Raw genomic sequence first — 19,856 nt, 5'->3', positions numbered from 1 at the left:
CTGCCGGGCCCACAACCGGGCCCGGCAGGTACCGGGGCCTTTTAGCGACCGCGGTCGACCACGAAGGCCATGCCCTGGCTCTGGGCGTAGTTATCGTAGGCAATGAAGCGCACCATCATGCCCGGATTGGCACGGCGGCATTCTTCGACTTCCTGAAGGACGGCTTCCACGGACTGCTCGCCGAAGAACGGCAGCTTCCACATGTACCAGTAGTGGGCCATGGCGTTTTCCTTCTCGCTGTACTCGATCGCCGGGTTCCAGCCCTGGGCGAGGCAGTATTCGATCTGCTTGCGCACCTGGTCGGCGTTCATCTCCGGGAGGTAGGAGAAGGTCTCGTACTTCTGCGACTGCTTGAAGTTCTGGATATCAGTCATGTCGGTAATCCTGTGCTCTTGTTCTGTCAGGGCGCGAGCGACCGTTCAGGCCGCCCGCGCTCGGGCGATCACTTGTGCTGGGTGTCCAGCTTGTCGACGGTATCGAACTCGAACTTGATCTCCTTCCAGGTCTCCATCGCCACCTTCAGCTCGGGGCTGTGCTGGGCGGCCTGGGTGAGGATCTCCTTGCCTTCCTTTTCGATCTCGCGACCTTCGTTGCGCGCCTGCACACAGGCTTCCAGCGCGACACGGTTGGCCGCCGCGCCCGGGGCGTTGCCCCACGGGTGGCCCAGCGTACCGCCGCCGAACTGCAGCACGGAGTCGTCGCCGAAGATGGAAACCAGGGCCGGCATGTGCCAGACGTGGATACCACCGGAGGCCACGGCGAACACGCCCGGCATGGAGCCCCAGTCCTGATCGAAGAAGATGCCGCGCGAGCGGTCTTCCGGCACGAAGGATTCGCGCAGCAGGTCGATCCAGCCCAGGGTCGCGGCGCGGTCGCCTTCCAGCTTGCCGACCACGGTACCGGTGTGGAGGTGGTCACCACCGGACAGACGCAGGATCTTGGCCAGCACGCGGAAGTGGATCCCGTGCTTCGGATGGCGGTCGAGCACCGCGTGCATGGCACGGTGGATGTGCAGCAGCACGCCGTTGTCACGGCACCAGTTGGCCAGACCCGTGTTGGCGCAGAAACCGCCGGTGATGTAGTCGTGCATGATGATCGGCGCGCCAATCTCCTTGGCGAACTCGGCACGCTTGTACATCTCTTCCGGGGTCGGCGCGGTGACGTTCAGGTAGTGACCCTTGCGCTCGCCGGTTTCGGCTTCGGCCTTTTCGGTCGCTTCCTGCACGAACTCGAAGCGGTCACGCCAGCGCATGAACGGCTGCGAGTTGATGTTCTCGTCGTCCTTGGTGAAGTCGAGACCGCCACGCAGGCACTCGTACACGGCACGGCCGTAGTTCTTCGCGGACAGACCCAGCTTCGGCTTGATGGTGCAACCCAGCATCGGGCGGCCATACTTGTTCAGCTTGTCGCGCTCGACCTGGATACCGGAGGGCGGACCACCGCAGGTCTTCACGTAGGCAATCGGGAAGCGCACGTCTTCCAGACGCAGGGCACGGATGGCCTTGAAGCCGAACACGTTGCCGACCAGCGAGGTGAACACGTTCACCATCGAGCCTTCTTCGAACAGGTCGATCGGGTAGGCGATGAACGCGTAGAAGGACTCGTCGTCACCCGGGACGTCCTCGATCATGTACGCCCGACCCTTGTAGTAATCCATGTCGGTCAGGAGGTCGGTCCACACCGTGGTCCAGGTACCGGTGGACGACTCGGCCGCCACAGCGGCTGCCGCTTCTTCGCGGTCGATGCCCGGCTGCGGGGTGATCTTGAAACATGCCAGCAGATCGGTATCCAGCGGCATGTATTCCGGCATCCAGTATGTTTCGCGGTAATCCTTGACACCCGCGGAGTACTTCTTGGCGGCCATGTGGCTTTCTCCTACGCGTTGGTTAATCGTGACGGTCGCCTAGATTAGGGAGGGCAATCACTAATAACAAATAAATAATCTAGATACGACCAATAGACTATCGTTTATATAAAAGCCGGGCAGCGGGAGGGCCGCTGACCGGCAGGGGTTCGGTTCGCAGTGGCGCGGCCAGGCCTGAATCCGTCGCTCGCGCCGAAATGCGGATTGCGATTGTAGTCCAAGACCGTAGTCCGTGCATGCCTTTGTCGCGACGGATTGCGCAGACAGCTTCACCGATCGCCCCGCCCCCGGCGCGCGGGTCGGGACGGGCGGTTTCAGGAAGCGGCGTCCGTGGCGGGCTCGGCGCGGCCGGCCGCCTGGTGATCACGCGCTAGGTAGAGGTAGATGGCCGGCACCACGAACAGCGTGAACAGGGTGCCGATGGCCATGCCGCTGGCGATCACCAGACCCATTGCAAAGCGCGAGCCGGCGCCCGCCCCGGACGCCACCAGCAGCGGCACCATCGCCACCACCGTCGCGGTGGTGGTCATCAGGATCGGGCGCAGACGCAGGGACGCGGCCTCCTCGATCGCCTCGCGCAGCGTACGCCCCTGGCGCTGGAGCTGATTGGCGAACTCCACGATCAGAATGCCGTGCTTGGCGATCAGGCCAATGAGCGTCAGCAGGCCGACCTGGGTATAGATGTTCAGCGAGGTCACCCCGAGGCTAATGAAGATCAGCGCCCCGGCGATCGACATCGGCACCGTGGTCAGGATGATCAGCGGGTCGCGCAACGACTCGAACTGCGCCGCCAGCACCAGGAAGATCACCAGCAGTGCAAAGAAGAAGGTGACCACCAGCGCGCCCCCCTCCGCCTTCAGTTGGCGCGACTGGCCGGCGTAGTCGACATTGACGTCCGGCGGCAGGACCTCCGCGGCGATCCGGTCGATGATGTCCAGCGCCTCGCCCAGGGTTACGCCCGGGCGCGGCACGCCGGACAGGGTAACGGCGTTGAGTTGCTGGAAGCGCTTCAGCGAGCGCGGCGTGACCGTCTCCTCCAGGGTGACGATGCTGGACAGTGGGATCGGCTCGCCGTCGCGGGTACGGGTGAACAGTTCCTCCAGCTGCTCCGGATTCAGGCGCTCGCTGCGCTGCACCTGCGGGATCACGCGGTAGCTGCGGTTCTCCATGGCGAAGCGCCCGGCAAAGCCGCCGGACAGCATGGTCGCCAGGTCGGCGTTGAGCGTGGCCATGTCGATGCCGAGCTGCGCCGCCCGCTCGCGGTCGATCTTCAGGTCCACCTGGGGCTGGTCGAAGTCGAGATCGGTATCCATGAAGATGAAGCGCCCGGTCTCCATCGCCCGACCAACGATCTCGTCGGCAAACTGCTCCAGCTCCTCGAACGAACCGGTGGACCCGAGGACCACGCTCACCGGCGCGCCATCGCCCGGGGTGGGCAACTGCGGCGGCTGGATGGCGAACACCTCCAGCGCCGGGATCCGGTCCAGACGCGGCTGCAGGTCCTCCTGCAGGATGGTCTCGGTATCCCGCTCGCGCTGATCCCAGGGCGCGAGCACGAAGCCGCCCAGGGCCTGGTTGCTGGCACCGGCGATGCCCGGACCGCCACCGAAGCCGTTCACGATGAAGATATTCTCCAGCTCCGGGATCTCGTCAAAGAAGCGATCCGTCAGCGCGGTGTTGCGCTCCAGCCAGTCCAGGCCCATGTAGGCGTCACCCTCCATGATGGAAAACGCAAAGCCCTGGTCCTCCGGCGGCTCGAGCTCGCTCTGCGAGGTGACGAACAGGAAGTAGCAGGACATCAGCACGATCGCGCCGAATACGGCGATAGTGAAACGGTCGTTCAAGGCGCCGTGAAGCCGCCGCCGGTAACGCTGCTGAAGCCCCTCGAAGCGTGCATCCAGCCAGCCTTCGATCCGTCCGCGCTTCTCGTTAGCGCCATCGCGCAGGATCTTCGAACACATCATCGGCGACAGCGTGATCGCGACAATGCCCGAGATCACGACGGTCGCCGCCAGGGTGAAGGCGAACTCGATGAACAGGGTCCCGGTCAGCCCGCCGATAAAGCCCAGCGGCAGGAACACGGCCACCAGCGTGGTCGACATCGCGACGATCGGCCAGGCCAGTTCGCGCGCGCCCTGGATCGCCGCATCCATGCGCGACATCCCCTCCTCGATATGCCGCGAGATGTTCTCCAGCATGATGATCGCGTCATCCACCACGATCCCGATCGCCAGCACCATCGCCAGCAGCGTCAGCAGGTTCAGCGAGAACCCCATCAGCAGCATCAGCATGAAGGTCCCCACCAGCGACAGCGGCACTGCCACCGCCGGGATCAGCACACTGCGCAGCGAGCCGAGGAACAGGTAGATCACCACCAGCACGATGGCCAGGGCGAGCCCGATCGTGAGCAAGACCTCGTCGATCGCGCTCTGGATGTAGTCGGTGGAGTCGTAGACGATCTCGCCCTCCAGCCCCGACGGCAGCCGCGGCAGGATGCGCTCGTCGAATACGTCACGTACCTCCGCGATCACATCCAGGGCGTTGGCATCCGGCGCCAGTTCGATACCGACAAACGTCGCGGCCTGACCATTGAAACGCACCGAGGTGTCGTAGCTTTCCGAGCCCAGCTCGATCTCGGCGACATCGCCGAGGCGGACCAGGTCACCGTCGGCCTCGAACAGAATCAGCTGCTCGAACGCCTCCGGCCGGTTGAGATCGGTGTCGGCGGTGAGGTCCAGCCCGACCATGGAACCGCGCGTCTGGCCCACGGCCGAGAGCACGTTGTTGCGCTCCAGCGCCGCGCGCACATCGCGCCCGGTCACCCCGAACGAGGCCATGCGGTCGGCATCCAGCCAGGCACGCATGGCAAAGCTCTGGGCGCCCAGGATCTCGGCGCGCTGCACGCCGTTGACCGTGGCCAACTCCGGCTGGACCTCGCGGATCAGGTAGTCGGTGGTCTGGTTGTTGGACAGCCGTGCGGAGTAGAACGACATGTACATCGCCGCCACGTCCTGCCCCACCGACAGGTCCACGACGGGATCCTCGGCCTCGGCCGGCAGGTCGCTGCGGATCTTGTCGACCTGCGCCGAGATCTGGGTCAGCGCCTCGTTGGGGGCATAGTCCAGTTCCAGGTGGGCCTCGACGATGCTGATCCCCGCGCGGCTGGTGGAGACCAGGTAGTCGATCCCCTCGGCCTCGGCCACCTCGCGCTCCATCGGCGTGGTAATAAACCCCTGCACCAGGTCCGCATCGGCCCCGATGTACGCGGTGCTGATGGTCACCACGGCGTTCTGCACCTCGGGGAACTGGCGCACGTTCAGATCGAACACCGCGCGCACCCCGAACAGCAGGATGAACAGGCTGACCACGGTGGCGAGCACCGGCTTCTGGATAAAGATATCGGTAAAGCGCATATCCAGGCCCGCTCAGCGGTTGGCCGGGCGCGGATCGCGCTCGGCGTCGGGCTGAGCGTCCTCGGTAATCTCCACCGGCGTGTCGTTCTGCAGCTTCAGCAGCCCGCTGGCGGCTATGCGCTCACCCGGCTCCAGCCCGTCGAGGACGCGGACCAGGTCACCGCGGCGCTCGCCGGTCTCGATCAGACGCTGTTCCACCCGCAGCTGGCCCTCCTCGTCCGCCTCGATCACGAATACCGACTGCCCCCAGGGGGCAAAGCGGATCGCGGTCTGCGGCGCCACCACGGCCTCCTCCGCATCCCCGCGATCCAGGGTCACACGGGCAAACTGACCGGGGCGCAGTCGGCCCTGCTCGTTGGCGAGCACGGCCTGCACCCGGAACATGCGCGAGGCCGCGCGGACCCGCGGCTCGATGGCGGTCACCTCGCCGCTGAACGCCTCGCCGAAGGCATCCACTTCCACGCTGACCTCCTGGCCGAGGGCGATCTCGCCCAGCCGGCGCTCCGGCAGGGTGAAATTCACGTACAGCGGCTGCAGCGCCTCCAGCACCACGATCGGCTCGCCCGGACCGACGAACTGCCCGACGTTTACCTCGCGGATACCCAGCTCCCCGGCAAACGGCGCCCGCAGGCTCTTCTGGCGAACACGGGCCTCCTGGGCCTTCACCGAGGCCGCCGCCTGCTCGGCCTCCGCCATCCGACGCTGGAACTCCGAGTCCGAGATATCGTTGCGCTCGATCAGCCCGCGCGCCCGCTGCAGCTCGCGCTGCGCCAGGCGCTCGGCCGCGCGCAGGTTCTCCAGCTCGGCCTCGTCCAGGGTGGTGTCCAGGTCCACCAGGCGCTCGCCCGCCTCGACCCGGGCACCATTCTCGAAATGGATGGCCTGCACGATGCCCTGCGCCTCGAAGCTCAGGGTCGCGCCCTGCACCGCCTCCAGGCTGCCGATCGCGCGCACCCGCGGGGTCCAGGTATCGGTCGCGACCTCGGCCGCATTGATGGTCACCACCGGCTCCGGCATGTCCTCGAAGTACTCCGCGATCTGCTGATCGACGAAGGCCTTGAAGCCGAAGATACCGCCGAGTACGACGGCGACCGCCACCAGCATCAGGATGAAGCGCTTCATCAAAGTCTCCCGGGGTCGACAGGGCCATGCCCGCCGACGAATTGCATCGAAATCGGCGGGCTACTCCGCCGTGGTCCTGCCACGCTCGGGCGGTTCAACACCGATCCCCGCCGAGCGCAGCACGGCGCGCACGCGTTCGGTCTCCCCGCGCACCACCGAAGGATCGTCCGGGTCCAGACGCGGCTCCCAGCGCCAGCCGGTCATCAGCGCATGAAAGTGCCGGATCAGGTGGTCATAGGGACGGTGGATGTCATAGGCATCCAGCAGGCCCTGCGCATTGGCCAGGCTCTGCATCCCCACGTTCAGGGCCCAAGGCCCCAGCCCCATCTCCTCCTCGGATATCTCGCGCGCCGGGGGCAGATCGCCCTGATCGCGAGCCTCGGCCACCACCGCATGCACCGCCTCGCTGATCGGCCGCCCGGCCTCCAGCAGGTCCGCGCGACGCGGCGCCGACACATTCGCCCAGACCACCTCGGTTACCAGATACTGGGTGAGGCGATAGTAGTCCGGGTTGTTGGCGGCAAAGTCGATGTCGGTCAGCACGATCGCCAGCATCCGCGAGCGCGTGCCCAGGGCGAGCCCCGGGATGGCCCGAAAACGCCCCGCCCGCTCGCGCGTCGTGCGCGCCGCCACGGCCGCGAGCAGGTCCTCGCGCGACTCGAAGTGCTGGTACAGGGTCCCCGTCGCGTACTCGCAGTCCGCCGCCAGCTTCGACATCTGCAGGCCCAGCAGCCCGTCCTCGCGGATGCGCTCGTGCGCCCGCTCGATAAAAAGCGCCTCGCGCGCCTCGCGCTCGCGCCTCTTGCGATCCTCGGTACTCATGACCGGCAGCATAGCGAACCCGTTCCGCTTTTTGAACCCGATTCAAGCCCACAACCAAAAAGGGCCGGGGACTCGGCCCCGGCCCGGTCGGCTCAGCCCGTCTCGCGCAGCAATCGCACGATGGCGTCGGCGACACTCTTGCTGGACTGCGGGTTCTGGCCGGTCACCAGCTTGCCGTCGACCACTACGTGGTCGGCCCAGTCATCCGCGGTATCGACCTCGCCGCCCAGCTCCTGCAGCTTGTCCTGCAACAGGAACGGCATCGCACTGTCGAGCTGCACGGCCTTTTCCTCGCTGTTGGTGAAGGCCGCGACCTTGCGCCCCTTCACCGCGGAACTGCCGTCCGCCAGCATCGCGCCCACCAGACAGGCGGGCCCGTGGCAGACCGCCCCCATGACCTTCTCGTTTTCCATGAACTCCGCGACCAGGCGCTGAACGTGCGGGTTTTCCGGCAGGTCGAACATGGTCCCGTGACCGCCAGGGAAGAAGATCGCGGCATAGGCCCCGTGGTTCATGTCCGCACCCAGGGGAATGGTATCGTCCAGAGCCTCCTGCGCGGCCACCGCCGCCGGGCCCGGATGACTGGCCTCCAGGCTCTTCGGATCCAGCGGCACCGGGCCGCCCTTCGGGCTCGCCACCTTGACCTCGAAACCGGCCTTGCGGAAGCGATCATACGGCTCGGCGAACTCGTCGAACCACACGCCGGTGGCCTGACCGGGGCCGATCTCGCCGTGACTGGTCACCACCATCAAAATGGTCTGGCTCATCCCGATACCTCCTTTGCATCCATGTCTCCGGTGGACTCGCCCGCCGGCTACAGGTTCCTGTCACCCACCATCTGCGCGGGCGGATGAAGGTCAGGAAGGGATTCGATGACAAGAGCTGCGACAAGCCGCGCACCCTTGCGGCGGCCGCGCGACTCGGCCAGTCAGACCCGGTAGTACTCGCGATACCACTCCACGAAGCGGGCGATGCCGTCTTCCACCCGCGTGGCCGGGGCATAGCCGACATCCTCGCGCAGGGCCTCGACGTCGGCGTAGGTGTCCGGCACATCGCCCGGCTGCAGCGGCAGCAGGTTCTTCTCGGCCTTCCGGCCCAGGCAGTCCTCCAGCACCTCGATGTAGTGCATCAGCTCCACCGGCTCGTGGTTGCCGATGTTGTACAGCCGGTAGGGGGCCGCACTGGTGGCCGAGTCGGGCTCGGCCCCGCTCCAGTCGGGGTTGCGCGGGGCCACGTGATCCAGGGTGCGGATCACGCCCTCGACGATGTCGTCGATGTAGGTGAAGTCGCGCCGGTGGTGACCGTAGTTGAAGACGTCGATCGGCTCGCCCGCCAGGATCTTCTTGGTGAACAGGAACAGCGCCATGTCCGGGCGGCCCCAGGGGCCATAGACAGTGAAGAAGCGCAGCCCCGTGACCGGCAGGTCGTAGAGATGGCTGTAGGTATGCGCCATCAGCTCGTTGGCCTTCTTGCTGGCGGCGTAGAGGCTGAGCGGGTGGTCGACGTTGTCGTGCACCGAGAACGGCATGGTGGTGTTCGCGCCGTAGACCGAGCTCGAGCTGGCATAGACCAGGTGCTCGACGCCGTTATGGCGACAGCCCTCGAGGATGTTGCCGAAGCCGACCAGGTTGGTGTCGACATAGGCCGCCGGGTTCTCCAGCGAATAGCGCACCCCGGCCTGGGCCGCCAGGTTCACCACCCGCTGCGGACGGTGCTCGCGGAACACCCGCTCCATGGCGGCGCGGTCGGCGATGTCCTCGCGCACCTCGGTGAAGTTCGGGTGGTCCTGGGTGCGCGCCAGGCGCGCCTCCTTGAGCGACACGTCGTAGTAATCGTTCAGGTTGTCGACGCCGATCACCTCGTCGCCCCGCTCCAGCAGGCGCAGGCTGAGCGCGCTGCCGATAAAGCCGGCCGAGCCGGTGATGAGCACTTTCATCGCACTATTCCTTGTCGTCCGGCAGGGTAATGTTCAGTTCGAGGACCTCGCAGTCCCCCTCGCGATCCACATTCATCTGCACCGCGTCGTCGTCCACCTGCACATACTTGCGAATCACCTGCAGCAGCTCCTGCTGCATCGCCGGGAGGTAGTCGGGCCCGGAACGCGCCGCGCGTTCGCGCGCGACAATGATCTGCAGGCGCTCCTTGGCGACACTGGCGCTCTTCTGCCGCGGCTGGCGAAAGTAATCGAAGATCCCCATGATCACCCCTTGAACAGGCGCCCGAAGAAGCCCTTCTTCGGTACATCGACAAAGCGCAGCGGGCGTTCCTCGCCCAGGAACCGATCCACGGCATCCTGGTAGGCCTGCCCGGCGTCGGATTCCTCGTCCAGCACCACCGGCTGGCCGGCGTTGGAGGCATTCAGCACCGCCTGCGATTCGGGGATTACGCCGAGCAGCTCGATCGCGAGAATCTCGCCCACATCCTCGATGCTCAGCATCTCTCCGCGTTCGGCGCGTTCGGCGGAGTAACGCGTCAGCAGGAGCTTGCCCTCGATCGGCTCGCCGCCCTGCTCCACCTTGCGCGTCTTGCTCGCCAGGATGCCGAGGATCCGGTCGGAGTCCCGCACCGAGGAGACCTCGGGGTTGGTCACCACGATCGCCTCGTCGGCGAAGTACGCGGCCATCAGCGCGCCACGCTCGATGCCGGCCGGGCTGTCGCAGACGATGTACTCGAAGTCCTCGGACAATTCGTTCAGCACGCGCTCCACGCCATCCTGGGTCAGGGCGTCCTTGTCGCGGGTCTGGGAGGCCGGAAGGATGTACAGGTTGTCCACCCGCTTGTCGCGGATCAGCGCCTGCTTCAGATTCGCGTCGCCATTGATCACGTTGACGAAGTCGTACACCACGCGCCGCTCGCAACCCATGATCAGGTCGAGATTACGCAGGCCCACGTCAAAGTCGATCACGGCGGTCTTGTGACCGCGCAGGGCCAGGCCGGTGGCAATCGCGGCCGAGGTGGTGGTCTTGCCCACCCCGCCCTTGCCCGAGGTAATCACTACGATACGTGCCATGTTGGCTGCAGCTCCTTGTCGTCTTGCCGGTACCCGGCGGCGCCGGGGACAGACGGACGGGTTCCTGTCATGTCGTGATCGGCCGCCCCGCGGGCCGCCGGTCAGATCTCCGCGATCTTGAGGCTTTCGCCGTCCAGTGTCACCAGCCGATTTTCGCCGCGTTCGGCTTCCGTGATGTCCTCGGCGATCCGGTAGTGCCCGGCGATGGACAGCAGCTCGGCGTCCAGCCGACGACAGAAGATACGCGCCGTCACCAGGCCGCGCACCCCGGCCAGCGCACGCCCTCTTAACGGCCCCAGCACGTGGATATGCCCGTCGGCCAGCAGTTCGGCTCCGGGCGAGACCGCGCCGGTCACGATCAGATCGCCACCACGGGCATAGATCTGCTGCCCGGAGCGCACCGGCTGGTCGACGATGCGGGTCGCGCTGTGAACGGCCGCCACCTCGGCCGGCGCACTCTTCTCCTGCGCATCGGCCGCCCGGTCGGACGCCGGGGACTCGTCCTCCAGCGGCACCTCGCCGGTGGGCGCGCCGCCGCGCCCGCCCAGTTGCAGCACCGGCAGGACATCGAACAGTTCGGCATAGCTCTGCAGCCGCTCGGCGGCCTCGCCCGCCTGCAGCCCGATCAGCTTGAAACCCTCGGCGCGCACGCGCTCGATCGTCGCCTGCAAGTCCGACTCCGGGCTCTCGGCCACCGCCTCCAGATCGAGCACGATGGGCATGTCGCGCATCAGATCCGGGGCCGCCTCGCGGCGAGCTGCCAGCTCGCCGCCGAGGACCTCGGGGTCGGTCCGGTACACGCGCAGCACCGAGACCAGCATCATGCGCCCTTTCAGTTCAATGGCCTGGACGGAACTCGGGGTCGCACTCATCGGATCAATCGACTCGCTCGCGGTTACAGCTCGACGGTGGAAAGGTCCGGCCATTGAGCGGCCGGGCGGGACGTGCGCTTTATAGCGCGGACGGGGAAAGCGCAGCAAGGGAAACGCGGCGCCAGCCGCCCCTTGATCAGCCGCGCGGCGGGCCCGGAATCAGCGTGTTGGTGCGGCGCACGTAGTCGGCATAGCCCGGACGCGATTCGTGCAGACGGCGTTCCAGCAACGTGACGCCGGACACACGCAGGATCAGCAGGATCATCAGCACCGCCGAGGGGACGGCCCACCAGCCGCCCGCGGCCAGGGCCAGCAGCCCGAACCCGATCCAGACGACGATCTCGCCGAAGTAGTTCGGGTGACGGCTGTAGCGCCACAGGCCGCGGTCCATCACCTGCCCGCGGCTCGCGGGGTCGGCGCGAAAGCGCGCCATCTGTGCATCGGCCACCGCCTCGAAGAACAGCCCGGTCGCCCAGGCCAGCAGCCCAACGGCGGCCAGTGGCCACCACAGGCCGTCGGCCTGAATCACGGCCAGCATGGGCAGGCCGATCACGGCCACCAGCGCGCCCTGCAGCCAGAAGATCGTCACCAGACTGCGCGCAGCGAAGGCGCCGTCGCTGCGTCCGGCGCGCATGTCGGTATAGCGCCCGTCCTCGCCGTGGCCCCAGTTGCGCCAGGTGATGAAGGCCGAAAGGCGCAGGCCCCACAGCAGTACCGGGATCACGATCCACAGCGCCTGCAGGGGCCCGCCGGACAACCCCCACCACACCAGCGTGACGAGCACGAAGCCAACACCCCAGAAGCGGTCCACCAGGCTCGCGTCGCGGCGCACGACACTGGCCGCCCAGACCGCCGTCATCAGGGCCAGGGCCGCGCCCAGTCCGGCAAGAAACAGGAATCCGCCGCCCACGCGTCAGGCCTCCGGTCGACGGAACAGGATGTGCGACACAAACCATTCGTTGCCGCCGCGATAGTCGAACAACTCGGCACAGGCCATGTAGAACATGCGCCAGCGCTGGAACCACAGTGCGGCGGCCTGCTCGCCGTAGGTCTGTTCGAACAGCGGCATCAACTCGTCCCGCGCACGGTCCTGGCGTTCCAGCCAGGCATTCAGGGTGCGCGCGTAGTGCTGGCCATTGACCCGCCACTGGCGCACCACCCGCAGATCCTCCTGGAAGTGCCGCGCCAGGTCGTCCGCCGGCATCAGGCCGTCACGGAAGAAATACTGTCCCATCCAGTCGTGGGCGCCCTCGCTCTCGAAGAAGTAGGCGAACTCGCGATGGGCGAAGACATGCATGAAGAACTGCCCGCCCGGTCGCAGCCAGGTCGAAATGCGGCGCAGCAGCTCGGGCCAGTTGCGCATGTGCTCGAACATTTCCACCGACACCACCCGGTCGAACCCGGTCTCTTCCGGCGCGAAGCTGTTCATGTCCGCCGTGACGATCGTCAGGTTATCCAGGCCGCGCGCATCCCGGCGGGCCTCGATCGACGCTCGCTGGGTCGCGGAATTCGATACCGAGACGATGCGCGACTGCGGATACTGCTCCGCCATCCACAGCGACAGCGACCCCCAGCCGCATCCCAGCTCCAGCACCTGCTGCCCGTTCTCGAGCCCCGCGCGCTGGCAGGTCAACTCCAGCATCGCGGCCTCGGCACCGCGCAGATCGTCCACCCCCTCCGGCCACCAGGCACAGGAATATTTCAGCCACGGGCCCAGGCAGCGTTCGAAATACGCGGTGGGCACTTCGTAGTGCTGCTCGTTCGCCACCTCGGTGGACAGCGCCACGGGCGCGGACCGCATCGCCTCGATCAACGCATAGCGCCGCTCCATTGCCTCCTCGGCCGGGGCGCCGCTTTCGCGCAGCCGCTCCGCCAGCAGCCGCCGGATACCCGCCCGGACGAGTGCATCCGGCATGTGCCCCTGTTCCGCCCACTCGATCATCCGCTGCATGCCGTGCGTCCCTCGCTCTAGATGCTTCGTTGACCCGGGGATACACGAGCGGTTCCACGCTCGCCGCGGTCACGCCCCTCCAGGATCCGGTGACACGCCGGCTCCCGGAGGTGCTAGATTGTGGGCTGGACCCGCTTTTGACCCATCATGGCGCAACGTCACCGAATTCCGGCCCGAACCCTGCATCGCGTCTGGGCGCCCTTCTCCAAGGGCGTCCAGACGCGTCTTGAAACCTTCCTGGGCGAACTCGACGACCGCCTGATGGATGCCTCCGAGCGCGCGATCGACTCCCAGCGGGCGGCCCAGAATCTCGCCCTTTCACGTCAGATCCGGATGGCCAGCGCCGCCATCCTCCAGCATTTTCGTGACCGACTTCACAATGCCGTCACACCTGAAGAGGCGCCCGGCGAAGCCGCTGGCGAGATCGAACACGAACTGAGCCTGATGGACGCGGCGGACACCGAGCGCGAGGTAGCCCTGCGCAAGCTGGTCACCGGTGCTCGCTCGGTCATGTCGGCCGAGATCGATGCCCTGGAGACGGTCACTCGCGACTACAAGCTGGCCTCCACACCCGAAGACGCCCCCTGGCACCCGCATGCACTGGGCGAGGCCTTCCTCGAGGCACTGGAGGCCGTGCCCCTGCCGCCGGAAGACTGCCTGATGCTGTTGCACTGGTTCGATCGCGACGTGATCCGCGAACTGCAGCCGGAGATGCAGGCCCTGCTGCAGGCCTTCCGGGATGCGGGGTTCACGGTGCCCGAGGCCGGTCCGGGCGCTCGCGCCCAGCGGGGTGCCGCCGCCGTGGCCAGTGCGGCACCGCAAGGCCCGGCCGGAAGCGGTGGACCACCTCCCGCCGGCGGTGCCGGTCCGGCCGGCGCCACGGGCAACTGGGGGCAGTTTGGCTATCAGGTCCCCGTCGCTGGTCAGGTTATCGCGAACGCCGGCACCGCTCCGGGCGCGGCCGGTGCCGCCGGATACGGCTCGGCGGCCGAGGCGGTCACGACCGTGCTCAACAGTGCCTCGCCCAGCACACTGGAGCCCTTCGTCATGGATCTGCTGCAGGGTCTGTTCGACATGATCCTGAAGCGCGACGACCTCAACCCCGCGTTGCGCGAACCCCTGTCCGACCTGCAGCTCCCCCTGGTGCGCATCGCCATGCGCGAGACACATTTCTTCCGCGACCGCAGCCACCCGGCCCGGCAAATGACCGGTCTGCTGCTGAATATCGCGCTGCGCATTGATCCCGATCTGCCACTGGAGGACGCCCGTCAGCTGCCGCTCAGCCGTCTGGTCTTCGAGAACGTGGAACGGGTGCGCAACGAAGGCCTCAGCGACAGCGACGCCTTCGACCAGGCACTGAGCCGACTGCAGGACGACCTTGCCGAAGTCGAGGAGCAGATCGCCCATCAGGCGGCCAGCGAACAGGCCGAGGCACAGCAGGAAGAACGCACGCTCGAGATCACCTACAACGTGGAATCCACGGTGGAGCGAACCGTGATCTCCATGGGCCAGGACATCCCGGACGAGGCCCGCGAGCAGCTGATGGATGCCTGGGTGCCCCTGATGACCGCCCAGAAGACCGCCGAGGCACAAAGCGGTGACCCCGAAAAAGAGACCGAAGCGGCAGAGGCCGCCCCCGGGACCGAGAGCACCAGCGACAACGACGGTATGGCTCTGCTGCACGAACTCCTGGCACTGATGCAGGCGGAACCGGACTTTCAGGCCTCGGCCCCGTTGCTGGCGCGCATCCGTGGCTTTCTCGATCGGGCCCCTCTGTCCAAGGAGGAACGCGCCCGCATCAAGCAAGACCTGGTCAGCGCCCACCTGGTCGCCGCCGGGAAGCGCCGCTCTGCACCGGCCGAAAGCCCCTCGTCCGATACCGGTCCCGCCGCGGCGTCTAGCGACGAGGCGGGTTCCGCAGAAGAGCGCACGGACAAGGCCCGAAAGCGAGCCGGCAGCCGTTCGAGTTCCATGTTCGGCACCTCGCCGCGCCATCCCGACGACGATCCGTCACTGATGCGCGACCACGACGACGAGCATGTCGAGCAGGCCGACAACCTCATCTCCGGCACCTGGATCCAGTTCACCTCCCCTGCCGGAACCAGGGTCACCCGGATGAAGCTGGTCTGGCGCGGCATGCATGCCGGGCGGTTGCTGTTCACCGATGCCGCCGGGCGGTCCAAGCGCCAGCACAGCATCCAGGGCCTGGCCCACGAATTCCGCAGCGGGCGCGCGCAGATCATCCCCGAGGACTCGCTGTTCGACCACCTGATGGACCAGCGCCTCGGCCAGACCACCTGAGGCCCGGTCCACCGGGGAATTCGAACACCGGCCCGGACCTTTTCCCCCCGCCCGCGGTCCATCTCCCGACACCACCCGGGAAAACAACCGATGACACGCTCACTGGCAGCCCTTTGCGCGGGCCTGATACTGGGGATCCTGATGACCGGATGCAGCACCCCGCAGAAGATGCCCACCGTGGATCACGTGGACCTCGACCGCTACATGGGTGACTGGTACGTAATCGCCAACATCCCCACCTTCCTCGAACGCGATGCCTACAACGCCCTGGAGCAGTACGCCCTGAACGAGGACGGCACCATTGCCACCACCTTCTCGTTCAACAAGGGCGGATTCGACGGCCCGCGCCGCGAATACAACCCCACCGGTTTCGTGAAAAGCGAGGACAACGCGGAATGGGGCATGCGCTTCCTGTGGCCGTTCAAGGCCGAGTTCCTGATCGTCTACCTCGACGAGGATTACAGCCAGACGGTCATCGGCCGCAGCAAGCGAGACTACGTCTGGATCATGGCGCGCGAGCCACAGATGTCCGAGGACGACTATCAGGCCATCCTCTCCCGCCTCGACGAACTCGGCTACGACACCGAGGAGATCCAGCGCGTCCCTCAGCGCTGGGACTGACCCTGCGCTGACGCCGCGCAAGAAACGGGAGATTGCCACGGCGCCTGCGGCGCCTCGCAATGACCCACCGGCCGGTTTCCCGTCAGCACGAGGCGCGCCGCGCCGTGGCGATCTCCAGGGGGCCGAAGGCGGAGGGAGCACCGGACGCCAGGGCCGGCGACAGGCCAATAGCCTGCGCAATCATCACGCGAAGTCATGAAACATCCGGGCTAGCCGCGACCATAGCCGCCCCCGCCGGGCGTATGGATCTCCACCGCATCCCCCGGGCCCACCGCGCGGCGATCGCAGCCCGCCATCGGTTCACGGCGGCCATCGGCGCGCAGGATGACATCCTCGCCGAGAGCCCCGGGCTCGCCCCCGGCCATGCCGAACGGCGGCACGCGGCGCCGGTTGGCCAGCAACACCACCTCCATCGGCGCGTCAAAGCCCAGCCGGCGAATCACGCCGTCGCCGCCACGATACTCGCCGCCACCACCGGAACCCCGGCGATAGCCGAACCGCTCCACCCGCACCGGGAAACGACTCTCCAGGACCTCGGGGTCGGTCAGGCGCGAGTTGGTCATGTGCGTCTGCACGGCGCTGGCCCCGTCATAACCGGGCCCGGCCCCGGCGCCGCCGGCGATGGTCTCGTAGTACTGCCTCCCGGCATCGCCAAACGTCAGGTTGTTCATCGTGCCCTGGGCCGCGGCCTGCACCCCGAGCGCACCGAACAGCGCATCGGTCACCACCTGCGAGGTCTCGACGTTGCCGGCCACCACCGCGGCCGGCGGCAGCGGGTTCAGCAGGCAGCCCTCCGGGATCGCCAGCTCCACCGGCTTCAGGCAGCCATCGTTCAGCGGGATCGCGTCCTCCAGCAGCGTGCGCAGCACGTACAGCACCGCCGCCCGCACGATGGAACCCGGGGCATTGAAATTATCCTCGCGGGCCGGCGAGGTCCCCGCGAAGTCGATCCGCAGGCGGCGCGCGCCCGGATCGGGGGTTACGGCCACCCGGATCTCGGCGCCGTTGTCCAGTGCATAGCGGAACGTACCGCCCTCCAGGCCCGGGATCAGCCGTTCGACCGCCTCGGTGGCATTGTCCTGGACGTGCCGCATGTAGGCCGTGACGGTGGCCGCACCGTACTCATCCAGCAGCCGGCCCAGCTCCTCCAGCCCCTTGCGATTGGCCGCCACCTGGGCCTCCAGGTCCGCCAGGTTCTGGTCGGGGTTGCGGGCCGGCCAGTCGCCCGAGACCAGGAGGTCCCGCAGGCGCGACGTGGCAAAGCGCCCGTCACGGACCAGCCGGGTCGGGGCGATTAGCACCCCCTCCTCCTCCAGCCGGCGGGAGAAGGCCGGCATGGAGCCCGGCGTGATGCCGCCGACGTCCGCGTGATGCCCGCGCGAGGCCACGAAGAACGCCGGAGCAGCCACATCGGCCTCCGGGTCTTCGGTCACCACGCCGCCGGGCCCCACGAACACCGGCGTGACCACCGTGATGTCCGGCAGATGGGTCCCGCCGTTGTAGGGATCGTTCAGCACCCAGGCATCCCCCGGGCGCAGGTCGGCGCCGGCGGCCGCGACCACCGCGCGCACGCTGGCACCCATCGAGCCCAGGTGCACCGGCATGTGCGGGGCGTTGGCCACCAGCTGGCCCCGGGCGTCGAACAACGCGCAGGAGAAGTCCAGGCGCTCCTTGATGTTCACCGAGTGCGCAGTGTTGCGCAGGGTAAAGCCCATCTGGTCGGCAATCGCCATGAAGCGGTTGTTGAAGACCTCCAGCAGGACCGGATCGCGCGGGATCGAGGCCGGATCGCTGGCCGCCGGCTGCACGCGCCGGTCAGCGTCGGCCTCGCGCTCCAGGCGCAGCGTGCCCTCGTGCTCGATGCACCCGGACCAGCCCGGCTCCAGCACCAGTGTCGCGGTGGCCTCGATCACCAACGCCGGCCCCGCCAGGGTCATCCCGGGGCGCAAGTCCTCGCGCCGGTACAGCGGCACGTCGCGCCGCTCGCCCGCTACCACCATCGTAACCGTATCCGCCTCGGGAGCGGGCATCTCGCGCGACCCCTGTGTCGGGACCGACATGTCCGATGCCTCGTCTCCAGTGGCGATCGCCTCGGCCACCGCGACCGCCACCACCAGCTCGCGATCCGGCGGCGCGAAACCGTAACGCCCGCGCCAGGCCGCGGCGAAGGCCTCCATCAGCGCGTCGACCGACCCATGCGGCACCTCCAGCGCGGTATCCGAGCCCGCCAGCCGCAGGTGCAGGCGCCGCTCGATACGCATGGCCTCCTCGGCCACGCCCTGCTCGGCCAGGGCCGCGGCCGCGGCCCTGGCCTGATCCTCCAGTGCAGACTCGATCGCCTCGGCATGCGCCGCGTCCAGCAGCCATTCCAGGCTGCGCTCGCGCAGGGCGCGCAGCTCGCCCAGCCCCATGCCATAGGCCGACAGCACCCCGCCCAGCGGATGGAACAGGATATGGTGCATGCCCAGTTGCTCCGCGACCCGGCAGGCATGCTGCCCCCCCGCCCCGCCAAAGCAGACCAGCGCATAGCGCGACACGTCGTGGCCGCGCTGTACGGAGATGGTCTTGATCGCCTGCGCCATGTGTTCCACCGCGATCTGCAACAACCCCTCGGCCAGCCCCACCGGCGTCACCGCATCACCCGTCGCCGACCGCACCTCGCTCGCCAGCACCTCGAACTGTTGCCGGACCGGATCCGGGTCCAGCGGGCGGTCACGCCCGGGTCCGAATACCGCCGGGAAATATTCGGGACGCAGTCGCCCCAGCAGCACGTTGCAGTCGGTCACCGTCAGCGGCCCGCCCTGGCCGTAGCAGGCCGGACCGGGCTGCGCCCCGGCGGATTCCGGTCCCACCCGCAGGCGGATTCCGTCGAAGCGGCAGACCGATCCGCCCCCGGCGGCCACCGTGTGGATGTCCAGCATCGGCACGCGCAGGCGGGCACCGGCCACCTCGCTCTCCTGGCGCCGTTCCAGTTCGCCGGCCAGGTGAGCAACGTCCGTGGAAGTCCCACCCATGTCGAAGGTAATCAGGCGCTCGAAACCGAGCGGCGCGGCGGTCTTCAGCGCCCCGACAATACCGCCGGCCGGTCCGGACAGGATCGCGTCGCGGCCCCGGAAGCGCGCCGCGTCCACCAGCCCGCCATGCGACTGCATGAAGCGCAGCGGCACATCGCCCAGTTCCGAGCTGACCTGCTCCACGTAACGGCCCAGCACCGGTGACAGATAGGCATCCACCACCGTGGTCTCGCCGCGCGGCACCAGCTTGATCAGCGGGCTGGTCGCGTGGCTGGTCGCCACCTCGGCAAAGCCCATCTCGCGGGCGAGCGCCGCGACGGCCTGCTCGTGCGCCGGATAGCGATAGCCATGCACACAGACCACGGCCACGGCGCGAATCCCGTCATTCAGGGCCGCCTGCAGGCGCGGCCGCAGGGCCTCGAGATCCACCGCCTGGAGGACCTCGCCGGCCGCGTTCACCCGCTCGCGCACCGGTTCCACGCGGGCATACACCGGCGACGGCAGCCGAATGGCCCGCGCGAAGAGCTCCGGCCGCGCCTGGTGCCCGATCGCCAGGGCGTCCTCCAGCCCCTCGGTGATCACCAGCAGGGTCGGCTCGCCCTTGCGCTCCAGCAGCGCGTTGGTCGCCACCGTGGTACCCATGCGCACCTCGTGGATCAGCCCGGCCGGAATCGGATCGTCCCCGGCCAGACCGAGCAGGTCACGAACCCCCTGTACCGCGGCATCGGCATAGGCCTGCGGGTTCTCGGACAGCAGCTTGCGCGTGTGCAGCTCGCCCTCCGGATCCCGGGCAACCAGGTCGGTAAAGGTCCCGCCCCGGTCCACCCAGAACTGCCACTGCTGTCTGCTTCCGGCTTGAGTCATCT

Annotated in this window: 15 protein-coding genes; 2 read left to right on the top strand and 13 right to left on the bottom strand. The window is 67.6% G+C overall.

The genetic code is table 11. From position 1 onward, the window contains the following. Nucleotides 1-41 precede the first annotated feature (41 nt). From F572_RS0105545 to F572_RS0105490, 12 genes are all read right to left on the bottom strand, one after another. The gene (locus tag F572_RS0105545) at nt 42-374 is read right to left on the bottom strand and encodes a ribulose bisphosphate carboxylase small subunit (RefSeq protein ID WP_017940623.1); all 333 of its coding nucleotides are present in this window, start codon (nt 372-374) and stop codon (nt 42-44) included. Nucleotides 375-442: 68 nt separating this feature from the next. Next, nucleotides 443-1,864: a form I ribulose bisphosphate carboxylase large subunit gene (locus F572_RS0105540; protein WP_017940622.1), complete on the bottom strand. Its 1,422-nt coding sequence runs from the start codon at nt 1,862-1,864 to the stop codon at nt 443-445. A 314-nt stretch (nt 1,865-2,178) separates the two neighbouring features. Next, complete coding sequence (locus F572_RS0105535) at nt 2,179-5,277, bottom strand: efflux RND transporter permease subunit (RefSeq protein ID WP_017940621.1); 3,099 nt, start codon at nt 5,275-5,277, stop codon at nt 2,179-2,181. 12 nt (nt 5,278-5,289) lie between these two features. Beyond that, nucleotides 5,290-6,399, bottom strand: coding sequence for an efflux RND transporter periplasmic adaptor subunit (locus tag F572_RS0105530; RefSeq protein ID WP_017940620.1), 1,110 nt, complete (start codon nt 6,397-6,399; stop codon nt 5,290-5,292). A 60-nt stretch (nt 6,400-6,459) separates the two neighbouring features. Continuing rightward, complete coding sequence (locus F572_RS0105525) at nt 6,460-7,233, bottom strand: TetR/AcrR family transcriptional regulator (protein ID WP_017940619.1); 774 nt, start codon at nt 7,231-7,233, stop codon at nt 6,460-6,462. Between the two features lie 80 nt (nt 7,234-7,313). After that, complete coding sequence (locus tag F572_RS0105520; protein ID WP_017940618.1) at nt 7,314-7,988, bottom strand: type 1 glutamine amidotransferase domain-containing protein; 675 nt, start codon at nt 7,986-7,988, stop codon at nt 7,314-7,316. Nucleotides 7,989-8,149: 161 nt separating this feature from the next. Further along, nucleotides 8,150-9,157 carry an NAD-dependent epimerase gene (locus F572_RS0105515; protein WP_017940617.1) on the bottom strand — a complete coding sequence of 336 codons (1,008 nt, stop codon included), beginning with the start codon at nt 9,155-9,157 and terminating at the stop codon, nt 8,150-8,152. Nucleotides 9,158-9,161: 4 nt separating this feature from the next. Then, nucleotides 9,162-9,419, bottom strand: coding sequence for a cell division topological specificity factor MinE (gene minE, locus F572_RS0105510; protein WP_026142882.1), 258 nt, complete (start codon nt 9,417-9,419; stop codon nt 9,162-9,164). 2 nt (nt 9,420-9,421) lie between these two features. Continuing rightward, nucleotides 9,422-10,231, bottom strand: a complete 810-nt coding sequence (gene minD, locus F572_RS0105505; RefSeq protein WP_017940615.1) for a septum site-determining protein MinD — start codon at nt 10,229-10,231, stop codon at nt 9,422-9,424. 101 nt (nt 10,232-10,332) lie between these two features. Then, nucleotides 10,333-11,103: a septum site-determining protein MinC gene (gene minC, locus F572_RS0105500; protein ID WP_018158414.1), complete on the bottom strand. Its 771-nt coding sequence runs from the start codon at nt 11,101-11,103 to the stop codon at nt 10,333-10,335. Nucleotides 11,104-11,239: 136 nt separating this feature from the next. After that, on the bottom strand, nt 11,240-11,962 hold the full coding sequence (locus F572_RS0105495) for a DUF1295 domain-containing protein (protein WP_369772127.1): 723 nt from the start codon (nt 11,960-11,962) through the stop codon (nt 11,240-11,242). Nucleotides 11,963-12,016: 54 nt separating this feature from the next. Further along, nucleotides 12,017-13,054, bottom strand: coding sequence for a cyclopropane-fatty-acyl-phospholipid synthase family protein (locus F572_RS0105490; protein ID WP_017940612.1), 1,038 nt, complete (start codon nt 13,052-13,054; stop codon nt 12,017-12,019). A 147-nt stretch (nt 13,055-13,201) separates the two neighbouring features. Between F572_RS0105490 and F572_RS0105485 the strand changes: the two genes are divergently transcribed. Both F572_RS0105485 and F572_RS0105480 read left to right on the top strand, forming a co-directional pair. Then, nucleotides 13,202-15,355 (top strand): DUF1631 family protein, encoded by a 2,154-nt coding sequence (locus tag F572_RS0105485; protein ID WP_017940611.1) that lies wholly within the window; start codon nt 13,202-13,204, stop codon nt 15,353-15,355. A 90-nt stretch (nt 15,356-15,445) separates the two neighbouring features. Continuing rightward, the gene (locus F572_RS0105480; RefSeq protein WP_017940610.1) at nt 15,446-15,976 is read left to right on the top strand and encodes a lipocalin family protein; all 531 of its coding nucleotides are present in this window, start codon (nt 15,446-15,448) and stop codon (nt 15,974-15,976) included. A gap of 209 nt (nt 15,977-16,185) precedes the next feature. Here F572_RS0105480 and F572_RS0105475 read toward each other — a convergent pair whose 3' ends face one another. After that, nucleotides 16,186-19,854 (bottom strand): hydantoinase B/oxoprolinase family protein, encoded by a 3,669-nt coding sequence (locus F572_RS0105475; protein WP_038034114.1) that lies wholly within the window; start codon nt 19,852-19,854, stop codon nt 16,186-16,188. Nucleotides 19,855-19,856 lie beyond the last annotated feature (2 nt).

The organism is Thioalkalivibrio sp. ALE14, from assembly GCF_000376845.1.
Lineage (GTDB): Bacteria > Pseudomonadota > Gammaproteobacteria > Ectothiorhodospirales > Ectothiorhodospiraceae > Thioalkalivibrio.
This window is presented reverse-complemented; position numbering and strand designations above follow the sequence as displayed.